General features: G+C 54.1%; 17 protein-coding genes. 6 read left to right on the top strand and 11 right to left on the bottom strand.

Features of this window, described 5'->3' with window-relative positions:
• Positions 1 to 86 precede the first annotated feature (86 nt).
• A complete protein-coding gene (locus C3451_RS01670; protein ID WP_023299947.1) occupies positions 87 to 845 on the bottom strand; it encodes a C40 family peptidase in 759 nt (252 codons plus the stop codon).
• 338 nt (positions 846 to 1,183) lie between these two features.
• On the opposite strand from C3451_RS01670, the gene grxD reads away from it, so the two are divergent.
• Positions 1,184 to 1,531, top strand: coding sequence for a monothiol glutaredoxin 4 (grxD, locus tag C3451_RS01665; RefSeq protein ID WP_003832760.1), 348 nt, complete (start codon positions 1,184 to 1,186; stop codon positions 1,529 to 1,531).
• A gap of 78 nt (positions 1,532 to 1,609) precedes the next feature.
• Here grxD and rnt read toward each other — a convergent pair whose 3' ends face one another.
• The 5 genes from rnt to eptA form a co-directional block, all read right to left on the bottom strand.
• Complete coding sequence (gene rnt / locus C3451_RS01660; protein WP_003857625.1) at positions 1,610 to 2,269, bottom strand: ribonuclease T; 660 nt, start codon at positions 2,267 to 2,269, stop codon at positions 1,610 to 1,612.
• 96 nt (positions 2,270 to 2,365) lie between these two features.
• The gene (gene gloA / locus C3451_RS01655) at positions 2,366 to 2,773 is read right to left on the bottom strand and encodes a lactoylglutathione lyase (protein WP_022647898.1); all 408 of its coding nucleotides are present in this window, start codon (positions 2,771 to 2,773) and stop codon (positions 2,366 to 2,368) included.
• Positions 2,774 to 2,872: 99 nt separating this feature from the next.
• Entirely contained in the window at positions 2,873 to 3,970 is a 1,098-nt protein-coding gene (locus tag C3451_RS01650; protein WP_023299948.1) for an alkene reductase, read from the bottom strand.
• 53 nt (positions 3,971 to 4,023) lie between these two features.
• Entirely contained in the window at positions 4,024 to 4,623 is a 600-nt protein-coding gene (locus tag C3451_RS01645; RefSeq protein ID WP_022647900.1) for a TetR/AcrR family transcriptional regulator, read from the bottom strand.
• A gap of 41 nt (positions 4,624 to 4,664) precedes the next feature.
• Positions 4,665 to 6,290 carry a phosphoethanolamine transferase EptA gene (eptA, locus tag C3451_RS01640; protein WP_045622825.1) on the bottom strand — a complete coding sequence of 542 codons (1,626 nt, stop codon included), beginning with the start codon at positions 6,288 to 6,290 and terminating at the stop codon, positions 4,665 to 4,667.
• A gap of 148 nt (positions 6,291 to 6,438) precedes the next feature.
• Between eptA and C3451_RS01635 the strand changes: the two genes are divergently transcribed.
• The 3 genes from C3451_RS01635 (at position 6,439) to sodC (ending at position 8,222) form a co-directional block, all read left to right on the top strand.
• Positions 6,439 to 6,678, top strand: a complete 240-nt coding sequence (locus tag C3451_RS01635) for a DUF1289 domain-containing protein (protein ID WP_023299951.1) — start codon at positions 6,439 to 6,441, stop codon at positions 6,676 to 6,678.
• 48 nt (positions 6,679 to 6,726) lie between these two features.
• Complete coding sequence (locus tag C3451_RS01630) at positions 6,727 to 7,623, top strand: aldo/keto reductase family oxidoreductase (protein ID WP_023299952.1); 897 nt, start codon at positions 6,727 to 6,729, stop codon at positions 7,621 to 7,623.
• Positions 7,624 to 7,703: 80 nt separating this feature from the next.
• On the top strand, positions 7,704 to 8,222 hold the full coding sequence (gene sodC / locus C3451_RS01625; protein WP_022647904.1) for a superoxide dismutase [Cu-Zn] SodC: 519 nt from the start codon (positions 7,704 to 7,706) through the stop codon (positions 8,220 to 8,222).
• On the opposite strand, the gene C3451_RS01620 is transcribed toward sodC, so the two are convergent.
• Genes C3451_RS01620 through C3451_RS01610 form a run of 3 tightly spaced genes read right to left on the bottom strand, consistent with a single transcriptional unit; the run spans position 8,201 to position 11,333 of the window.
• Positions 8,201 to 10,234 carry an FUSC family protein gene (locus C3451_RS01620; RefSeq protein ID WP_045622849.1) on the bottom strand — a complete coding sequence of 678 codons (2,034 nt, stop codon included), beginning with the start codon at positions 10,232 to 10,234 and terminating at the stop codon, positions 8,201 to 8,203. The two genes, sodC and C3451_RS01620, sit on opposite strands and share 22 nt — an antisense overlap.
• The gene (locus C3451_RS01615) at positions 10,234 to 11,094 is read right to left on the bottom strand and encodes an HlyD family secretion protein (protein WP_045622850.1); all 861 of its coding nucleotides are present in this window, start codon (positions 11,092 to 11,094) and stop codon (positions 10,234 to 10,236) included. The genes C3451_RS01620 and C3451_RS01615 overlap by 1 nt, the downstream gene beginning before the upstream one ends.
• A gap of 2 nt (positions 11,095 to 11,096) precedes the next feature.
• Positions 11,097 to 11,333 (bottom strand): DUF1656 domain-containing protein, encoded by a 237-nt coding sequence (locus C3451_RS01610; protein WP_063139235.1) that lies wholly within the window; start codon positions 11,331 to 11,333, stop codon positions 11,097 to 11,099.
• A 187-nt stretch (positions 11,334 to 11,520) separates the two neighbouring features.
• On the opposite strand from C3451_RS01610, the gene slyA reads away from it, so the two are divergent.
• Positions 11,521 to 11,961: a transcriptional regulator SlyA gene (slyA, locus tag C3451_RS01605; protein WP_032623345.1), complete on the top strand. Its 441-nt coding sequence runs from the start codon at positions 11,521 to 11,523 to the stop codon at positions 11,959 to 11,961.
• 38 nt (positions 11,962 to 11,999) lie between these two features.
• Here slyA and C3451_RS01600 read toward each other — a convergent pair whose 3' ends face one another.
• Together C3451_RS01600 and slyB are read right to left on the bottom strand one after the other, a co-directional pair.
• Positions 12,000 to 13,361, bottom strand: a complete 1,362-nt coding sequence (locus tag C3451_RS01600; protein ID WP_038415948.1) for a GGDEF domain-containing protein — start codon at positions 13,359 to 13,361, stop codon at positions 12,000 to 12,002.
• A gap of 196 nt (positions 13,362 to 13,557) precedes the next feature.
• Positions 13,558 to 14,025, bottom strand: a complete 468-nt coding sequence (gene slyB / locus C3451_RS01595) for an outer membrane lipoprotein SlyB (protein WP_022647910.1) — start codon at positions 14,023 to 14,025, stop codon at positions 13,558 to 13,560.
• Between the two features lie 255 nt (positions 14,026 to 14,280).
• On the opposite strand from slyB, the gene anmK reads away from it, so the two are divergent.
• On the top strand, positions 14,281 to 15,405 hold the full coding sequence (anmK, locus tag C3451_RS01590; protein ID WP_023306005.1) for an anhydro-N-acetylmuramic acid kinase: 1,125 nt from the start codon (positions 14,281 to 14,283) through the stop codon (positions 15,403 to 15,405).
• Positions 15,406 to 15,428: the final 23 nt, after the last annotated feature.

Here is a 15,428-nt window from a genome sequence, read left to right as displayed (position 1 = left end):
CCCTACAGACAACAAGGACAGAATAGCAAATTGAAAGGGTATGCAAAAGAGGAACTTACCCCGCCACGGAGGCGGCAGGGCAGGGTCTAGCGAATGGTTTTTGGCGTCATCACTCGGCGCGCACCCACATAGTGGCGCACCCAGTAATCTTCACTGAGGGAGGTGATCTGAATGTCCTGACCGCTGCGCGGTGACTGGATAAATTTACCGTTACCCACATACACCCCAACGTGATCGGCCGTGCCGCGTCCCTGGGTGCGGAAGAACACCAGGTCGCCATTTTGCAGTTCGCCACGGTTTACAGGCGCGGCGTCGCGCAGATGGTACATCTCATTGGCGGTGCGTGGAATGCGAAACTTCACCAGATCTTTATAGGCATAATAAACCAGCCCACTACAGTCAAAACCGGTGCGCGGAGAGGTGCCACCCCAGCGATATGGTTTACCTATTTGCCCCATCAGTTTATTCATCGCCGTTTTTTGCGCTTTCTGCATACGCGCTTTATGCACGTCAGCCAGCTTCGTCACTTTTGCGCATTTCGTTTTATGGCCTTTGCGCACGGTGCATTTATCATTCACCAGGCTGGCGGTCGTGCGAGTGGTTTTGTGCGTGCCGGAACGGAGAGTTTTGGTTTTACTGGAGGCGGTCTTTTTGGTGTGAGCGGTGGTTTTCTTCTTTACTGTTTTGCTGGTGGTTTTTTTCTTACGTTCTGTGGTTTTTGCCAGATGCGTTTTTTGTACAGCAGAATGCCGCGCCTGTTCGGAGGCGTTCGCCGCTGGCGTAAATGAGAGTGTGGTAAACAGTAAAGCACAGAGCGTCATCGAGATTTTAGTTATCCGCGCCACTGGGCAGTCCCCTGATAAGTGCGAGCCAAAATACATACCCGCATGAGATTTACAAAACCAGTCGATTCTAATCCATAAAATCGGAATAAGTTAATAGCATTTTTCATTCAAAAAATGTGTTTCGTTAGCAAGTGCAAAAAAATTCACCATTCTGTCGCACTCTTGTTCGCTCCTTAAGCAAAACCGCACGGCGCGCAGCCTTAAACGTCATTATCAATGCAACTTTACGCGATAGCGGATAAAATAATGAGACGTGACAAAAATGTTATTTTCCGATGTCGGCCTGACCCGCTACAATGTCAGACTGATGCCGTAACAGAAGTTAAAGGAAGCAAGACATGAGCACCACTATTGAAAAAATTCAGCGCCAGATCGCTGAAAACCCGATTCTCCTGTACATGAAAGGTTCTCCGAAGCTGCCAAGCTGCGGCTTCTCCGCGCAAGCGGTTCAGGCGCTGTCCGCCTGTGGTGAGCGTTTTGCTTACGTTGATATCCTGCAAAACCCGGACATCCGCGCTGAGCTGCCAAAATACGCAAACTGGCCGACCTTCCCACAGCTGTGGGTTGACGGTGAACTGGTTGGCGGCTGTGATATTCTGATTGAAATGTATCAGCGCGGCGAACTGCAACAGCTGATCAAAGAGACTGCGGCGAAGTATAAAACCGAAGAGCCGGACGCAGAATAAGTTTTCTGCGAATATAAAAAAGCGACCACATTATGTTGGTCGCTTTTTTTTGTCCTGTGGGGCTGTTAATTACCCAGTCTACGATTGAAGATCGGCCTCGTCGCCCATCGGCAGCGGCCAGCCACCCAGACGTTTCCAGCGGTTGACGATCTCACAGAACAGCTCCGCCGTACGCTCGGTATCGTATAACGCGGAATGCGCCTGGGTGCCGTCAAACGCAATACCCGCCGTGATGCAGGCTTTAGAGAGCACGGTTTGCCCCAGCGCCAGGCCGCTCAGCGCGGCGGTGTCGAAGGTCACAAACGGATGGAATGGATTACGCTTTAGCGAGGCGCGCTCGGCGGCAGCCATGGTGAAGCTGTGATCGAACGTAGCGTTGTGGGCCACCATGATGGCGCGGCTACAGTCATTCTCTTTCATGCCTTTGCGCACCATTTTGAAAATGGCGTGCAGCGCCTCGTATTCGCTTACCGCCCCGCGCAGCGGGTTTGTCGGATCGATACCGTTAAAGGCCAGCGCCTCTGGCTGTAAGTTTGCGCCTTCAAAGGGTTCAACGTGGAAATGCAGCGTGGTGTCCGGTACAAGCCAGCCCTGTTCATCCATCTTCAGCGTGATGGCGGCAATTTCAAGCAGCGCATCGGTTTTAGCGTTAAATCCGGCTGTTTCTACATCAATGACAACGGGATAAAAACCACGAAAACGGTCGCACAGACCGGTAAATTGAGCGTTATCGGACATCAGGGTCTCTTACAAGGGGGAAAAAGCAGTGCGCATTATGGCAAATTTTGAGAGGGGATGCAGCAAAACAACGGGCGCATAGTGCGCCCTGCGGGATCAATTGCCCAGACCGCGACCAGCGTCTTTAGCTTCGATCAGTTCGATTTTATACCCGTCCGGATCTTCAACAAACGCAATCACGGTGGTGCCGCCTTTAACCGGACCGGCTTCACGGGTGACGTTACCGCCATTGCTGCGGATACGTTCGCAGGCTTCAGCCGCGTTATCCACTTCCAGCGCGATGTGGCCGTAAGCCGTACCCAGCTCGTAGCTGTCCACGCCCCAGTTGTAGGTCAGCTCGATGACCGCTTCTTCAGATTCCGGGCCGTAACCGACAAACGCCAGAGAGTATTTATATTCCGGATTTTCGCTGGTGCGCAGCAGCTTCATGCCCAGAACGTTAGTGTAGAAATCGATGGAACGTTGCAGGTCGCCAACGCGCAGCATGGTGTGAAGTAGGCGCATAATTTCCTCATTAACCAGTGGAATGGATTATCTTTTTGAACAGAAACGATGTTTTAGTATAGCGGCGAAAGGTCGCCGCTATCAATGTACAAAGCGGGATTACAGTGAAGGGTAGTCGGTATAACCTTCCGCGCCGCCGCCATAGAAGCTTTCAGGGCGCTGCGGGTTCAGTTCGGCTTTCTTCTGCAAACGGGCAACCAGATCCGGGTTAGCAATGTAATCACGGCCAAAGGCCACGGCGTCGATCAGACCTTTACCGATCAGATCCTCGGCTTTCTCTGCCGTATAAGCGCCCGCCCCGATAATCACGCCGTGGAAGCGCTCGCGAACTTTCTGGCGGAAGGCTTCGCTGTAGGGCTTGCCGCCTGCCCAGTCCGGCTCGGACATGTGCAGATACGCGATACCGCGTTTAGCCAGCTCTTCAATCAGATACAGCGCATCCGCTTCTTCGTTCGGACCGTTGTCGACGTTCTGGAAGGTACCAATTGGGGAAACTCGAATACCAATGCGATCTGCGCTCCACTCATTACACACGGCATCTACCACTTCAAGCACCAGACGCGCGCGGTTTTCAACGCTGCCGCCGTACTGGTCGGTACGCTGATTGGAAGACGGTGACAGGAACTGGTGCAGCAGGTAGCCGTGCGCAGAGTGCAGCTCGACCAGGTCGAAGCCCGCTTCACGGGCGTTGGCGACGGCCTGACGGAAATCATTCACGATACCCGGGATCTCGTCCAGCTCAAGCGCGCGTGGCGTGGTGGTGTCGACGCGAATAGCATTACCGTTTTCATCGCGCAGGGAAGTACGGGTATTCGCATTCAGGGCAGAGGCAGAAACGGGCGCCTGACCGCCAGGCTGGATGCTGCTGTGCGAGATACGACCGGTGTGCCACAGCTGAACCGCAATACGGCCATCTTCAGCATGAACGCCTGCGGTGATTTTTTTCCACGCGGCGATCTGTTCCGGGCTGTGCAGACCCGGCGCACCGGCGTAGCCTTTGGCCTGGGCAGAAATCTGCGTGGCTTCGGAAATAATCAGGCCCGAGCTGGCGCGCTGACGGTAATACTCACCCATCAATGGCGTTGGGATATCTCCCGGCTCGATGCTGCGCAGACGGGTAAGTGGGGCCATAAACACGCGGTTTGGGGCAGTAACGGCACCCACTTTCAGTGGGGTAAATAGCTTTTCAGCGGACATAATGGCTCCTGAGTAGACCAGTCGACTAGTAAAAGGGTAAATAAAAACGCCGGCTACACGCCAGGCGCGGTAATACAGTTTTTCACATGCGCCAGCGCGCTTTCGAGCGGCACGGCGCTGCGAGACATTTTTGCCTGCAGGTTGGCGCCTAACCAGAGGGAATAGAGCACCTGTGCCTGCGTGAGCGGATCACCGGAGAAGGAGAGCGTTGTTTCATCGCGGCCTTTTTCCAGCGCCTGAGCCAGCAGAGCGATTACGCCGCTGGCCCCTTTATCCATGGCGGTGCGCATATCTTCGGAGAGATCGCACACTTCGGCAGACAGTTTTACCGTCAGGCAGCCGCTGATGATGCCCTGCTGACAGAACTGCGTCAGCGTTTCCTGATAGTAGTTCAGAACACGATCCCGGTAGTCACCTTCGCCGCTGGCGAAGTGGGCTGCCAGGCGCTGATGGTAGCTGGCGTAGTGCCGCTCCAGCATGGCTACGCCAAACGCCTCTTTGGATCGAAAATAGTGATAAAACGATCCCTTAGGCACTTCAGCGGTTTTTAATAACTCACTCAGCCCCATACCGGTAAACCCGCGATGCATGCAAAGGCGCTCGCCGGTAGCCAGCAAATGTTCTCGTGTATCGTGTTCTGTATGTCTGCTCATGCTCTTACTCTAATAGACCGTTCGGTCTAATGCAAGCCCGCTTAGCGACGACATTGCGACAAAATATCCAGCTGCGGCTGATAAACCACTGATTTCACGTCCATCATGCCCAGAACCGTGGCAAACAAATTGTCCTGTGAAACTGCCTCTTTTGCAGCATGGTTACGCAGGCAATCTGTGTTTACGCCGAAGTTTTTCGCATAGTCCGGGGAGAGCCAGAACATAAACGGAATATGCGTTTGCTGCTCCGGGGCCAGCATATACGGCGTACCGTGCAGGTAAATTCCGCTTTCGCCCAGCGATTCGCCGTGATCGGAGAGGTAAATGAGCGCTGTGTTCATACTGGCCTTCCGGGCTTTTAGCGCGTCGATGGTTCGGCTGAGCACGCTATCGGTATACAGAATCGAGTTGTCATAGGTATTGATCAGCGACTGATGATCGCAATCCTGAATTTCATTGGTATCGCAGGTTGGGGTGAATTTCCGGAAGCGGTCCGGGTAACGGTTGTAATAAGCCGGACCGTGGCTGCCCATCAGGTGTATCACCAGTACGGTATCCTGCTTTATTCCGTCCAGCACGTTGTCCAGGCGGTACAGGTTGACGTCGTCGATACAGGATTTGTCCTTACAGAACTGATCGAGTTTCCACTGGGTCATATCCGTGTGCGGCACGCGGTCGCAGGCACCTTTACACCCGCCGTCATTGTCGCGCCATAGCAGGTTGTACCCGGCGTGGTTAAGCACATCGAGCAGTCCTTCCTGATGATGGGCGAGGTCCGCGTCATATTTTTTTCGCGTCATGCCGGAGAACATGCAGGGGACGGAAACGGCGGTTTCCGTGCCACAGGAGGAGGCCTGTGGGAAGTTGATGACATCCCGCTTTTTCAGCTCGGGGTTGGTTTCACGCGGGTAACCATTTAACGAGTAATTTGCGGCGCGGGAGGCTTCGCCCACCACCAGAACCAGCACGGTTTTCTTACGTTGGCCGGAAATCAGCGCCCCTTTATGGGCATCTTCGCCAATGCGGACCAGCGTCTGGTCGCCGGCAAACCAGCGCATTTTACTGTACTTCACAACGGCGCTCACGTAGTTCGCCGGAGTGACCATTTTGACGATGCTTTTGTTATTGCGGAACAGCGAAGCATAGTCTTTATAGAACACTGCCGCGACGAGAATGATCACCAGCAGCGCACCGAGTATAGCGGCGAAACGTGTTAGCAGGGCATACCACCATTTTCCGGTTCGAATGCGCGTCAGGGCTAAGATGACAGAAGGGACCAGACCCGCGACGGCCAGCCACAGGATCAGCTGCGGCGTTACCAGGGCTGTCGCTTCCTGGGAGTTAGTCTCAAACACGTTCACAATCATGTTCTGATCGATAACCGCGCCATAGGTGTACATAAACCAGGTCGCGGCGGCGCATCCTATGGTCAGGGCAATCATGAGCGGCTTGCGAATAAAGGGAATATTCAGCAGGCTAAAAACAATGACCCAGCCGCAGAACAGAACCAGCGGCACACTGGCGGCAAAAAGCACGTCGTGCAGACGGGCAGGTGCGATAATTGACCAGCTGCGCTGGATAAACAGCGCATTGAACACGGTGAAGAAAAGCGCACAGGCGAGGGTAAATTTCGTATCGTTACAGTGTAACTTTTTAGTGAGCCACATGATGACCAGACCATTCGTTATATCAATGCGGCGAGTATAAGAAGGGAAGATTAGCGAAACCTTAATGCCCTGTTTGTGACGGACACTCCTTGCATGCAGGCCATTTAGGGTCTTCACTGTAGGGAATAATGACGTTCTGGAGGTAGGTGTGGCAGAGCAACTGGAATTTTTCCCTGTCCAGAGCCCGTGCCGGGGTATTTGCCAGGTTGATGAACGAGGATACTGCCGTGGCTGCATGCGCACACGCGATGAACGTTTTAACTGGCAAAATTTCAGCGACGCGCAAAAGCAGGAGGTCTTACGGCTATGCCGACAACGTCTGCTGCGCAAAATTCGTGCAAACAAAGCGGTTGAAACCGAAGAACCTCAGCAACCTTCACTGTTTTAGCAGGGTAATTGCGTATACTGGTGACATGACTTCCTTGAGGAAAATGTTATGGTTCAGCGTATTACCCTTGCCCCGCAGGGCCCGGAATTCTCCCGATTCGTTATGGGCTACTGGCGCCTTATGGACTGGAATATGTCTCCGGTCCAGCTGGCGGACTTTATAGAAGAGCATCTCGATCTCGGGATCACCACCGTCGATCACGCTGATATTTATGGCGGCTATCAGTGCGAGGCCGCTTTTGGCGAAGCGCTGAAGCGTGCGCCAGCGCTGCGTGAACGTATGGAGATTGTGACCAAATGCGGTATTGCCACCACAGCAAAACCGGAGCATGCACTTGGGCATTACATCACTGACAGCGCGCATATCGTTAAAAGCGCTGAGCAGTCACTGGTCAACCTGGCCACCGATCGTATCGACCTGCTGCTGATCCACCGTCCCGATCCATTGATGGATGCGGATGAGGTTGCGGAAGCGTTCCTGACGCTACACCAGAGCGGCAAAGTGCGTCATTTTGGCGTGTCTAACTTCACCCCGGCACAGTTTGCGCTATTGCAGTCTCGCCTGCCGTTTACGCTGGCGACGAATCAGGTGGAGATTTCGCCTGTTCATCAGCCGCTGCTGCTGGATGGCACGCTCGACCAATTGCAACAGCTGCGCATCCGTCCAATGGCATGGTCTTGCCTGGGCGGCGGCCGCCTGTTTAACGATGAAGCATTCCAGCCGCTGCGTAACGAACTTGAAACGGTGGCCCGCGAACTGAATGCGGAGAGTATTGAGCAGGTGGTTTACGCCTGGATCCTGCGCCTGCCGTCTAAACCGCTGCCAATTATCGGCTCCGGCAAAATTGAGCGCGTACGCGCTGCGCTGGTGGCTGAAGAGCTGGATATGTCGCGTCAGCAGTGGTTCCGCATCCGCAAGGCGGCTCTGGGCTACGACGTACCCTGAGTGCGTGGAGTCTGACTTTCCGGTGAAATCTGCGCCTCTGGTATAGACTTAAGGTGCAAAAAATAACCCGTGGAGGTCATATGAAGCGTTTTGCTCTGGCAGTGGTCACGCTGGTTGTTTGCGCAGGAGCGCAGGCAGCCAGCGAAGAAGTTGAAATGAATCTCGTCACTTCTCAGGGGGTAGGCCAGTCCATCGGGACGGTGAAAATCACCGAAACCGATAAAGGGCTGGAATTTGCTCCCGATCTCAAGGCCCTTCCACCCGGTGAACATGGTTTTCACGTTCATGCCAAAGGCAGCTGTCAACCCGCAATGAAAGAGGGGAAACCTTCAGCCGCTGAGGCCGCTGGGGGGCATCTGGATCCGCACAACTCTGGTAAGCATGAAGGCCCGGAAGGTATGGGGCACCTCGGCGATCTGCCGGTGCTGGTGGTGAATAACGACGGTAAAGCCACCGATCCGGTTGTTGCGCCCCGGCTGAAAAAGATTGACGAGGTCAAAGGCAAGGCGCTGATGGTCCATGTGGGCGGCGATAACATGTCCGATCAACCTAAACCGCTTGGCGGCGGCGGGGCGCGCTATGCCTGCGGGGTGATCTGATCGCCAATTGTTCCGGGTGGCGGCGCCTGTTCAAGCTGTGACAGGGAGCAGTGCAGCCGCCAGATAATGGACGCCAGATCGCGGGCCGCAGGCTGATGGTGGTGCGCCAGAGCGTCGCAAATACGCTGAAGCTCGGCGAGCGTGACGCTCAGGGGGCGTTGCTGAACTCCGCGCTCGCTCATCACATCGCGAAGCATGGAAATACAATTATCGCGGACCTGCGAAAGCGGGTCGGAACGCGTCTCCCAGGCACGCAGCTGCCACACCACGTGCGAACAGTTCAGCAGCACCACGCCCCAGCGCAGTAGCCAGCGACGGGAGAGGGAATCCTGGCTGTTGTTCAGCTGGCTGACATGATGGTAAACCAGCGATTCATACTCGCTTTCACGCAGATGCGGGCTGCGACTCAGTTGATCGACAAAACCCCTGCGCAGCTCACGAATATGCCTGCGGCTTTTACGCGCATCCGAGCCCGGGCGTAGCACGGCGAAAGCCAGCCACGCCAGCCCCACGCCGAGGATCTTCGCCAGGTTATCGTTGAGAAAATCAGCGTAATCGTAAACCGGAGGATTCGTTACAGAGATAAATGAGCCCATAAAAACAATCAACTGACCCCACAGACCGGCCAGTTTTGGCATTTGCAGTTTGAGCAACTGCATGGTGGTTAACAGCGGGAACAGAAACAGCAGAAATTGCCAGAGGTCGGTTATCTGCACCATCAAACCAAATTTCACCACGAAGCTGAACAGCGACAGCAGTACCAGCGTACGCAGCAGAAGCGTCAGGGAATTAAACGGGGAAGCTGCGACGGAATAGAGCACGCAGCTGATTGCCGCAAGCGTCAGGGCTGCACTGCCCGCATCCCATTGGGTGGTGATGGCCCATGCGCCCACGGCCGTCAACGCGCAAAACGTACGAAAACCGCTACACAGCGCCTCCATTGCGTCGGTATGGCGCGCCAGAGCTGGGCTACCGGGAACGGAAAATTCGGTGACGGGCGTGGCATTTTCGACGGCTTTTAACCAGCGGCTGCTGCGCAGATACAGGCGGCAGAAATAGTTCAGACGCTGCCAGAAGGCGCGGTGCCGGTAATCATATTCATCCGTTGGGGCGAGCGGCGCGATAATGCGGGCCACGGTATAGATATCGGCATCCGGACGCGCAAGGGCGGCGAGCAGCGCCTCGATAACTTCCCGGGTATGGGCTGGCGGCGCAGGCCAGTTCAGCAACATCCGGCGAAGGCTTGAGATCGCACTCGTCATCCGCAATTGCTGGTGCAGTAAATAGTTCAGGAGCGTGTTCTGGCGACGAAAACGGTAGTGGCTCCAGAATGCCTGGATGCGTAACAGGTTCATGGTCAGGATCTGGCCGATGACCTTTTCGTGTGCTAGACGGATGTTATCGCTGCTATCAGGCTGCCAGAGCAGGCTGGCATGTTCCAGCAAACGCGCGTGCATCGTTTTAAGGGCGGTGATAAGCGTAGTGCCATCCGAGGTGCTGGGCAGGATCATCATCATGACGCCGCCGCACAGAATGCCGACCATCACTTCACATACGCGTGCCTGGGCGATGTCCCATAGCTCGGTGGTATCCAGCACGTTGACGACCGGAAAGGCGATAATGGCTGCAGTGTAACCTGCCAGTTGAAACGCGTACGCAACGTTGTTGGTAAAATGGGCGCAGGCCCAGGTGCACAGCCCCAGCCATGCCGACATGCTTAACAGAAAGAGCCAGGGATCGTTCAGGGTATGGCCGGCAAGAAGCAGTGCAGCGGTCGCACCCAGCAGGCTACCCGCCACGCGCCCGAGGCTTTTACTGATAACGCCCCCGACGGTAGGGAAGCTGACGACCGCCGCAGAGGTCATCGCCCAGTAAGGCTCATCCAGATTCAGATAATAGGCAACCGTAAGCGCAAGGCACATGGCGATGCCGTTACGCAGCGCGTAACGCCACTGCGGCCGTGTCGCTTTTATCCACGGCGTATTGCGCCAGGAGAAAGCTCCCAGGTTCATCATCGCGATCCGATGGCGACGGTGCAGGTTGTGCCAGAGACCAGAGTAATGTCTTTCGACAGTTGCTCTAACTCGACGCGAACAGGCACCCGCTGAGCCAGACGCACCCACGGTACGTTGGGTTTGATGTCAGGCACCAGACCAGAATCGGTTTCCACGCTCTGATCGTAAATTGCCCGACCTATGCTACTAACGTGACCCTGTAACTTTTCTGCACCGCTGTAAAGCGTGATCCGGGCAGGCGCACCCTCGCGGATATGCCGCAGCTTGGTCTCTTCAAAATAACCTACAACATAGAAAGAGTGGCTATCTACCAGGGCAAAGACCGGCTGGCCTGTGGTGGCGTAATCCCCCACACGGGTCGACAGGCTCGTGATCCATCCATCCACCGGAGCTTTGACAACGGTCTGGGTCAGTTGCCACTCGGCCTGTTTCAGCGTTGCCTCTGCAACCTTCAGGCTGGCCTGCATGGCTTTTACATTGATATTGGCGGTATCGAGATCTTCCGCAGAGATGTAATTCCTCGACAGATGTCGGCGACGTTCGGCTTCGTTATTGGCTTTTGCCAGATCTGATTGAGCTTTTGCGAGCTGCGCCTGGGCATTGAGCATCGCAATGTGGAAAGGGGTCTCATCGATGCGGAATAACACATCGCCCGCATGAACGAACTGGTTGTCCTTCACCAGCAGCGCGCTGATACTGCCGGACACCTGTGGCGTGATGCTGACCTGTTCTGCGCGGATCTTGCCGTCACGCGTCCAGGGCGACTGCATGTAATAATTCCAGAGCCACCAGCCGGCCATAAGCGCCAGCGCTAAAACGAAAAGAGTGGAAAAATATTTTAACGTTTTCAATGCTATTCTCACCACACGGTTAACACGGCAAGGCCAAGACAGACGGAAAGGGTAAACCGGGAGAGATCCATTAACATCGGGTGCCAGATTTCACCGGAATACATCCAGTCGCGCAGCAGACGATGCGCAATGAGCCAGATCACAAAACCGACCATCACGGCTTTAAACAGTGGCGGAAAGTAGACCGATGCGCCGACAATCAGATCCTGGAGGGGCAACCCTGCGGAGAGGGAAAAGAACGTCACAAGCAGTGATCCTTTGCAGTGGGGTGAGGGCCACAATGGCATATTTCAATGCGATGGCGCATTACCGTTCAGTGTAAATCATCCTTTCAGGAATGATGAATACCGTGATTGCATTTGTTTTGGCAATACAAATACTGCAAACTATTCTAAAATCACTATAATCACTTAGCAAGCTAATTATAAGGAGATGAAATTGGAATCGCCATTAGGTTCTGATCTGGCAAGGTTGGTACGCATCTGGCGTGCTCTGATTGACCATCGCCTGAAACCTCTGGAACTCACGCAGACGCACTGGGTTACGCTGCATAACATTCATCAGCTCCCGCCCGACCAGTCACAGATCCAACTGGCAAAAGCGATTGGCATTGAGCAGCCGTCACTGGTGCGCACTCTTGACCAACTGGAAGAGAAGGGACTTATCTCCCGACAAACCTGCGCCAGCGACCGTCGCGCCAAGCGGATCAAATTGACGGAAAAAGCGGCCCCGATTATTACTGAGATGGAAGCTGTCATCAGTAAAACGCGTGGGGAGATCCTTGAAGGTATTTCCCCCGCTGAGCTGGAGATGCTGATAGGACTCATCGCCCGTCTTGAGCAGAACATCCACGATCTGCAGTCTCGCGACTGACCGAACGTAAAGGCCTTGCGAAATCAAGGCCTTTCTTATTATCTGAACACCACCACCCGGTTGCGCCCTGTCTCTTTTGCCTCATACATGGCTTTATCCGCGCTCTCCACGCAGGTTTCCGCACTGGTTTCCGGCGAGGTTGCGGTGAATACGCCCATGCTGATGGTAATAGGTTCCGGCAGATGACCGCCGCTGCTGGCTTTATCAAACCCGCTCAGCTTGAGGCGAATGCGCTCGGCCACCTGCCTCGCGGCGTCTGAAGGGGTATTTGTCAGCATCAACACAAACTCTTCACCACCGATTCGGGCCGCGATATCCTGGGGGCGCACGGAATCCGTCAGCAGATTAGAGACGAACTGTAATACCTTATCTCCCTGCAAATGCCCGTAACAGTCGTTGATACGCTTGAAACGGTCAAGGTCGCTTACTACCACCGATACCGGGTGTGCCTCCGTTGCAGTGCTGAGGGCGTAGTTTAATGAATCATAAAAATAGCTGCGATTATAAAGACGGGTAAGCGGGTCGCGGATTGAATTTTGATATGACTGCTGGTATTTGACGTGCGAGTCACGATACAAATTAAAGACGTCGGAAAGCAAAATGAAAATAATCATTAATGTCGCGACAGTTTCGAATAACCGGGCGCGGTACCATGATACATCTTCTACGTATCCACCTAACAACAGCATTAACAGCGTGACGACATAACAGACGCATAAAAAATTGCCGCCCGCCCAGAACAAATTTCTTATCCGGGTCACGACCATCAGGGTGATTAATGTGACAACCCAAAGAATGACCAAAATGATGTTGATGGTCTGGCTCCAGAGAATCATGAACTGCCGGGTTTCATTATCCACAAGATCCAGGGTTAACGTCGTGGAATGGCTGGAATAGAACCACGCCAGCCAAAGCATGCAGCCCGTAAAGAGCGCTGATCCGACAACAATACCGATGTGGGTGCTTCGTGAAAGGGGGGAAACGCGAAGCGTATAAAGTAAGGCTGAGGCCATCATGAGCACCGCCATTAAGAGGTGTCGGAACATATAAAAGATCATCGCGTCATTATAGTTCGCCTCGTTGAACTGATAGAGATCCAACCAGCCTGGAAAACTGGATAGCGTACCCACCATCAGCAGTGCTGAACCGGCAAAGGCTGACGCAATCGGAACGAGATATAGCCGTTTTTTATCACACCAGTATTTCATTGCCATAAAACAGGCGATAAACAGATGGAATACCAGAAGAAAAATAGTGAGCGTTGGGAAAAATAGCGGAGAGAATGAAGGAACCCATTCAACAAGTTTTATAAAACAACCTTGTAACACGGCAATGATAAAAATGCACCCAAGTGCAAAGGCCACAAAGCGGTTCATTACAAATCGACAGTTCGCAAGCATAGAATGTTAAAAAATTAAAAAGAGGAAAAAGAGAATCAGACGAGTCTAAAGGAGGGAAATAAAAAATACTTTGCGCAGGAACAATATCAGAGGGAATTAATTATACGCCGTGTGAATGTATTTTTATAAATACATTTTTTAAAATGATAGTTTTTGTAAATGGATGCGGCCCGAAAGGACCGCATCCGTCGGGATATTAACGCGGGGAGACGGTGACCTGGCTACCGTTGCTTGCCAGTACAACACGCTGGCCTGCAGAGAAGCGAGTATTACCCTGTTTCTGCACAACCATAATGGTGCTGCCATCGTCTTTACGGATTTCCAGCTCAACGCCCTGAGTTTTGTTCATCGCACCCTGAACGCCCTGACCCGCTACGCCGCCTGCAACTGCGCCTGCTGCGGTAGCCAGAGAGCGACCGGTGCCGCCACCAATGGTGTTACCCAGGAAACCACCCAGCACAGCACCACCGATTGCGCCCACGACGTTCGTGTCATCACCACCCTGAATCTGAACAGGACGGGCATTAACGATAGTACCGTAGGTCACGTTCTGTACCTGTTTAGCTTCAGAAGCACTATATACGTCGCCGGAGAGTGAATTGTCGTTCACACAACCCGCCAGTGTTAAACCAATCAGCGAAACGCCCAGTACACGTAAAATCATTTGACTCTCCTGTTCACCAAAAAACGCCCGGTTGGGGCATCCGTTATGGCTAAATTATATGGCATTCCTGACCACAGTTCATATCTTTGCATGCCGAATAGATAAATTTTACCTGAACGGGGCTTAACGGGACATAAACAAAAACCGTCTGTGCTACAGGTCTGAGATTGTTAAAAAATATTATCACCGGATAGCAAAGCAGCGTTATTTATGATGGAGTGGTTGCACTTAGCCCATGTAACGTAAGGAAAGCGCATGAAATCGGGTCGCTATATCGGTGTGATGTCTGGTACCAGTCTTGACGGTGTGGATGTCGTTCTGGCCGCCATTGATGAAAACATGGTGGCGCAGCAGGCAAGCCTGACCTGGCCTATTCCGGTCTCGTTAAAAGAAGAGATTCTGAACATCTGCCAGGGGCAACAGCTGACGCTTTCCCAACTGGGCCAACTGGATGTGCGTCTGGGGGCGCTGTTTGCTGATGCGGTACTGGCTCTGATGCAGCAAGAAAGACTTCATCCGCAGGATGTCGTGGCAATAGGCTGCCATGGGCAGACCGTCTGGCATGAACCTGTCGGCGAGGCGCCGCACACGATGCAAATTGGCGATAATAACCAGATTGTGGCAAAAACCGGCGTGACGGTGGTGGGGGATTTCCGTCGTCGCGATATGGCCCTCGGCGGGCAGGGGGCGCCGCTGGTTCCGGCATTTCATCAGGCGCTGCTGGCGCACCCGGTGGAGCGCAGAATGGTTCTGAACATTGGCGGGATTGCCAACCTGTCGATGCTCATTCCCGGGCAGCCCGTGCGTGGATACGATACCGGGCCCGGTAATATGCTGATGGATGCCTGGATCTGGCGTCAGAACGGTAAACCCTACGACAAAGACGCGCAGTGGGCCAGCCAGGGGAAAGTGATCCTTCCCTTGCTGCAAGCCCTGTTAAGCGATCCATTCTTTGCCCTGCCCGCGCCGAAAAGCACGGGGCGAGAGTATTTCAACTACGGCTGGCTTGAACGTCATCTGGCACGCTTCCCCGGCCTTGCGCCTCAGGATGTGCAGGCTACGCTGACTGAACTTACCGCCGTGTCGATTTCTGAACAGGTGTTGCTCAGCGGCGGGTGCGAGCGTCTGCTGGTATGCGGAGGCGGAAGCCGCAACCCGCTCCTGATGGCACGCCTCGCCGCCCTGCTGCCGGGCACCGAAGTCACGACCACTGACGAAGCCGGGATCAGCGGAGACGACATGGAAGCGCTGGCCTTCGCCTGGCTTGCCTGGCGTACGGTTGCCGGTCTGCCCGGGAATTTACCCTCCGTAACCGGTGCGCGGGAGGCGAGCGTCCTCGGTGCTATTTTCCCGGCAAATCCGCGCCATAATCAGAGTTAACTGAAATTCAGCGGGAGGCATAA

This window comes from Enterobacter sp. 301B, assembly GCF_003850715.1.
Taxonomy (GTDB): domain Bacteria; phylum Pseudomonadota; class Gammaproteobacteria; order Enterobacterales; family Enterobacteriaceae; genus Enterobacter; species Enterobacter intestinihominis.
The sequence above is the reverse complement of the archived record's forward strand: the minus strand, read 5'-3'. Positions and strand labels throughout refer to the sequence as shown.

Coding starts and splice junctions, on each gene's coding strand:
- grxD (WP_003832760.1), top strand. CDS start 1,184: ATGAGCACCACTATTGAAAAAATTCAGCGCCAGATCGCTGAAAACCCG.
- rnt (WP_003857625.1), bottom strand. CDS start 2,269: ATGTCCGATAACGCTCAATTTACCGGTCTGTGCGACCGTTTTCGTGGT.
- gloA (WP_022647898.1), bottom strand. CDS start 2,773: ATGCGCCTACTTCACACCATGCTGCGCGTTGGCGACCTGCAACGTTCC.
- C3451_RS01650 (WP_023299948.1), bottom strand. CDS start 3,970: ATGTCCGCTGAAAAGCTATTTACCCCACTGAAAGTGGGTGCCGTTACT.
- C3451_RS01645 (WP_022647900.1), bottom strand. CDS start 4,623: ATGAGCAGACATACAGAACACGATACACGAGAACATTTGCTGGCTACC.
- eptA (WP_045622825.1), bottom strand. CDS start 6,290: ATGTGGCTCACTAAAAAGTTACACTGTAACGATACGAAATTTACCCTC.
- C3451_RS01630 (WP_023299952.1), top strand. CDS start 6,727: ATGGTTCAGCGTATTACCCTTGCCCCGCAGGGCCCGGAATTCTCCCGA.
- sodC (WP_022647904.1), top strand. CDS start 7,704: ATGAAGCGTTTTGCTCTGGCAGTGGTCACGCTGGTTGTTTGCGCAGGA.
- C3451_RS01620 (WP_045622849.1), bottom strand. CDS start 10,234: ATGAACCTGGGAGCTTTCTCCTGGCGCAATACGCCGTGGATAAAAGCG.
- slyA (WP_032623345.1), top strand. CDS start 11,521: ATGAAATTGGAATCGCCATTAGGTTCTGATCTGGCAAGGTTGGTACGC.
- C3451_RS01600 (WP_038415948.1), bottom strand. CDS start 13,361: ATGCTTGCGAACTGTCGATTTGTAATGAACCGCTTTGTGGCCTTTGCA.
- slyB (WP_022647910.1), bottom strand. CDS start 14,025: ATGATTTTACGTGTACTGGGCGTTTCGCTGATTGGTTTAACACTGGCG.
- anmK (WP_023306005.1), top strand. CDS start 14,281: ATGAAATCGGGTCGCTATATCGGTGTGATGTCTGGTACCAGTCTTGAC.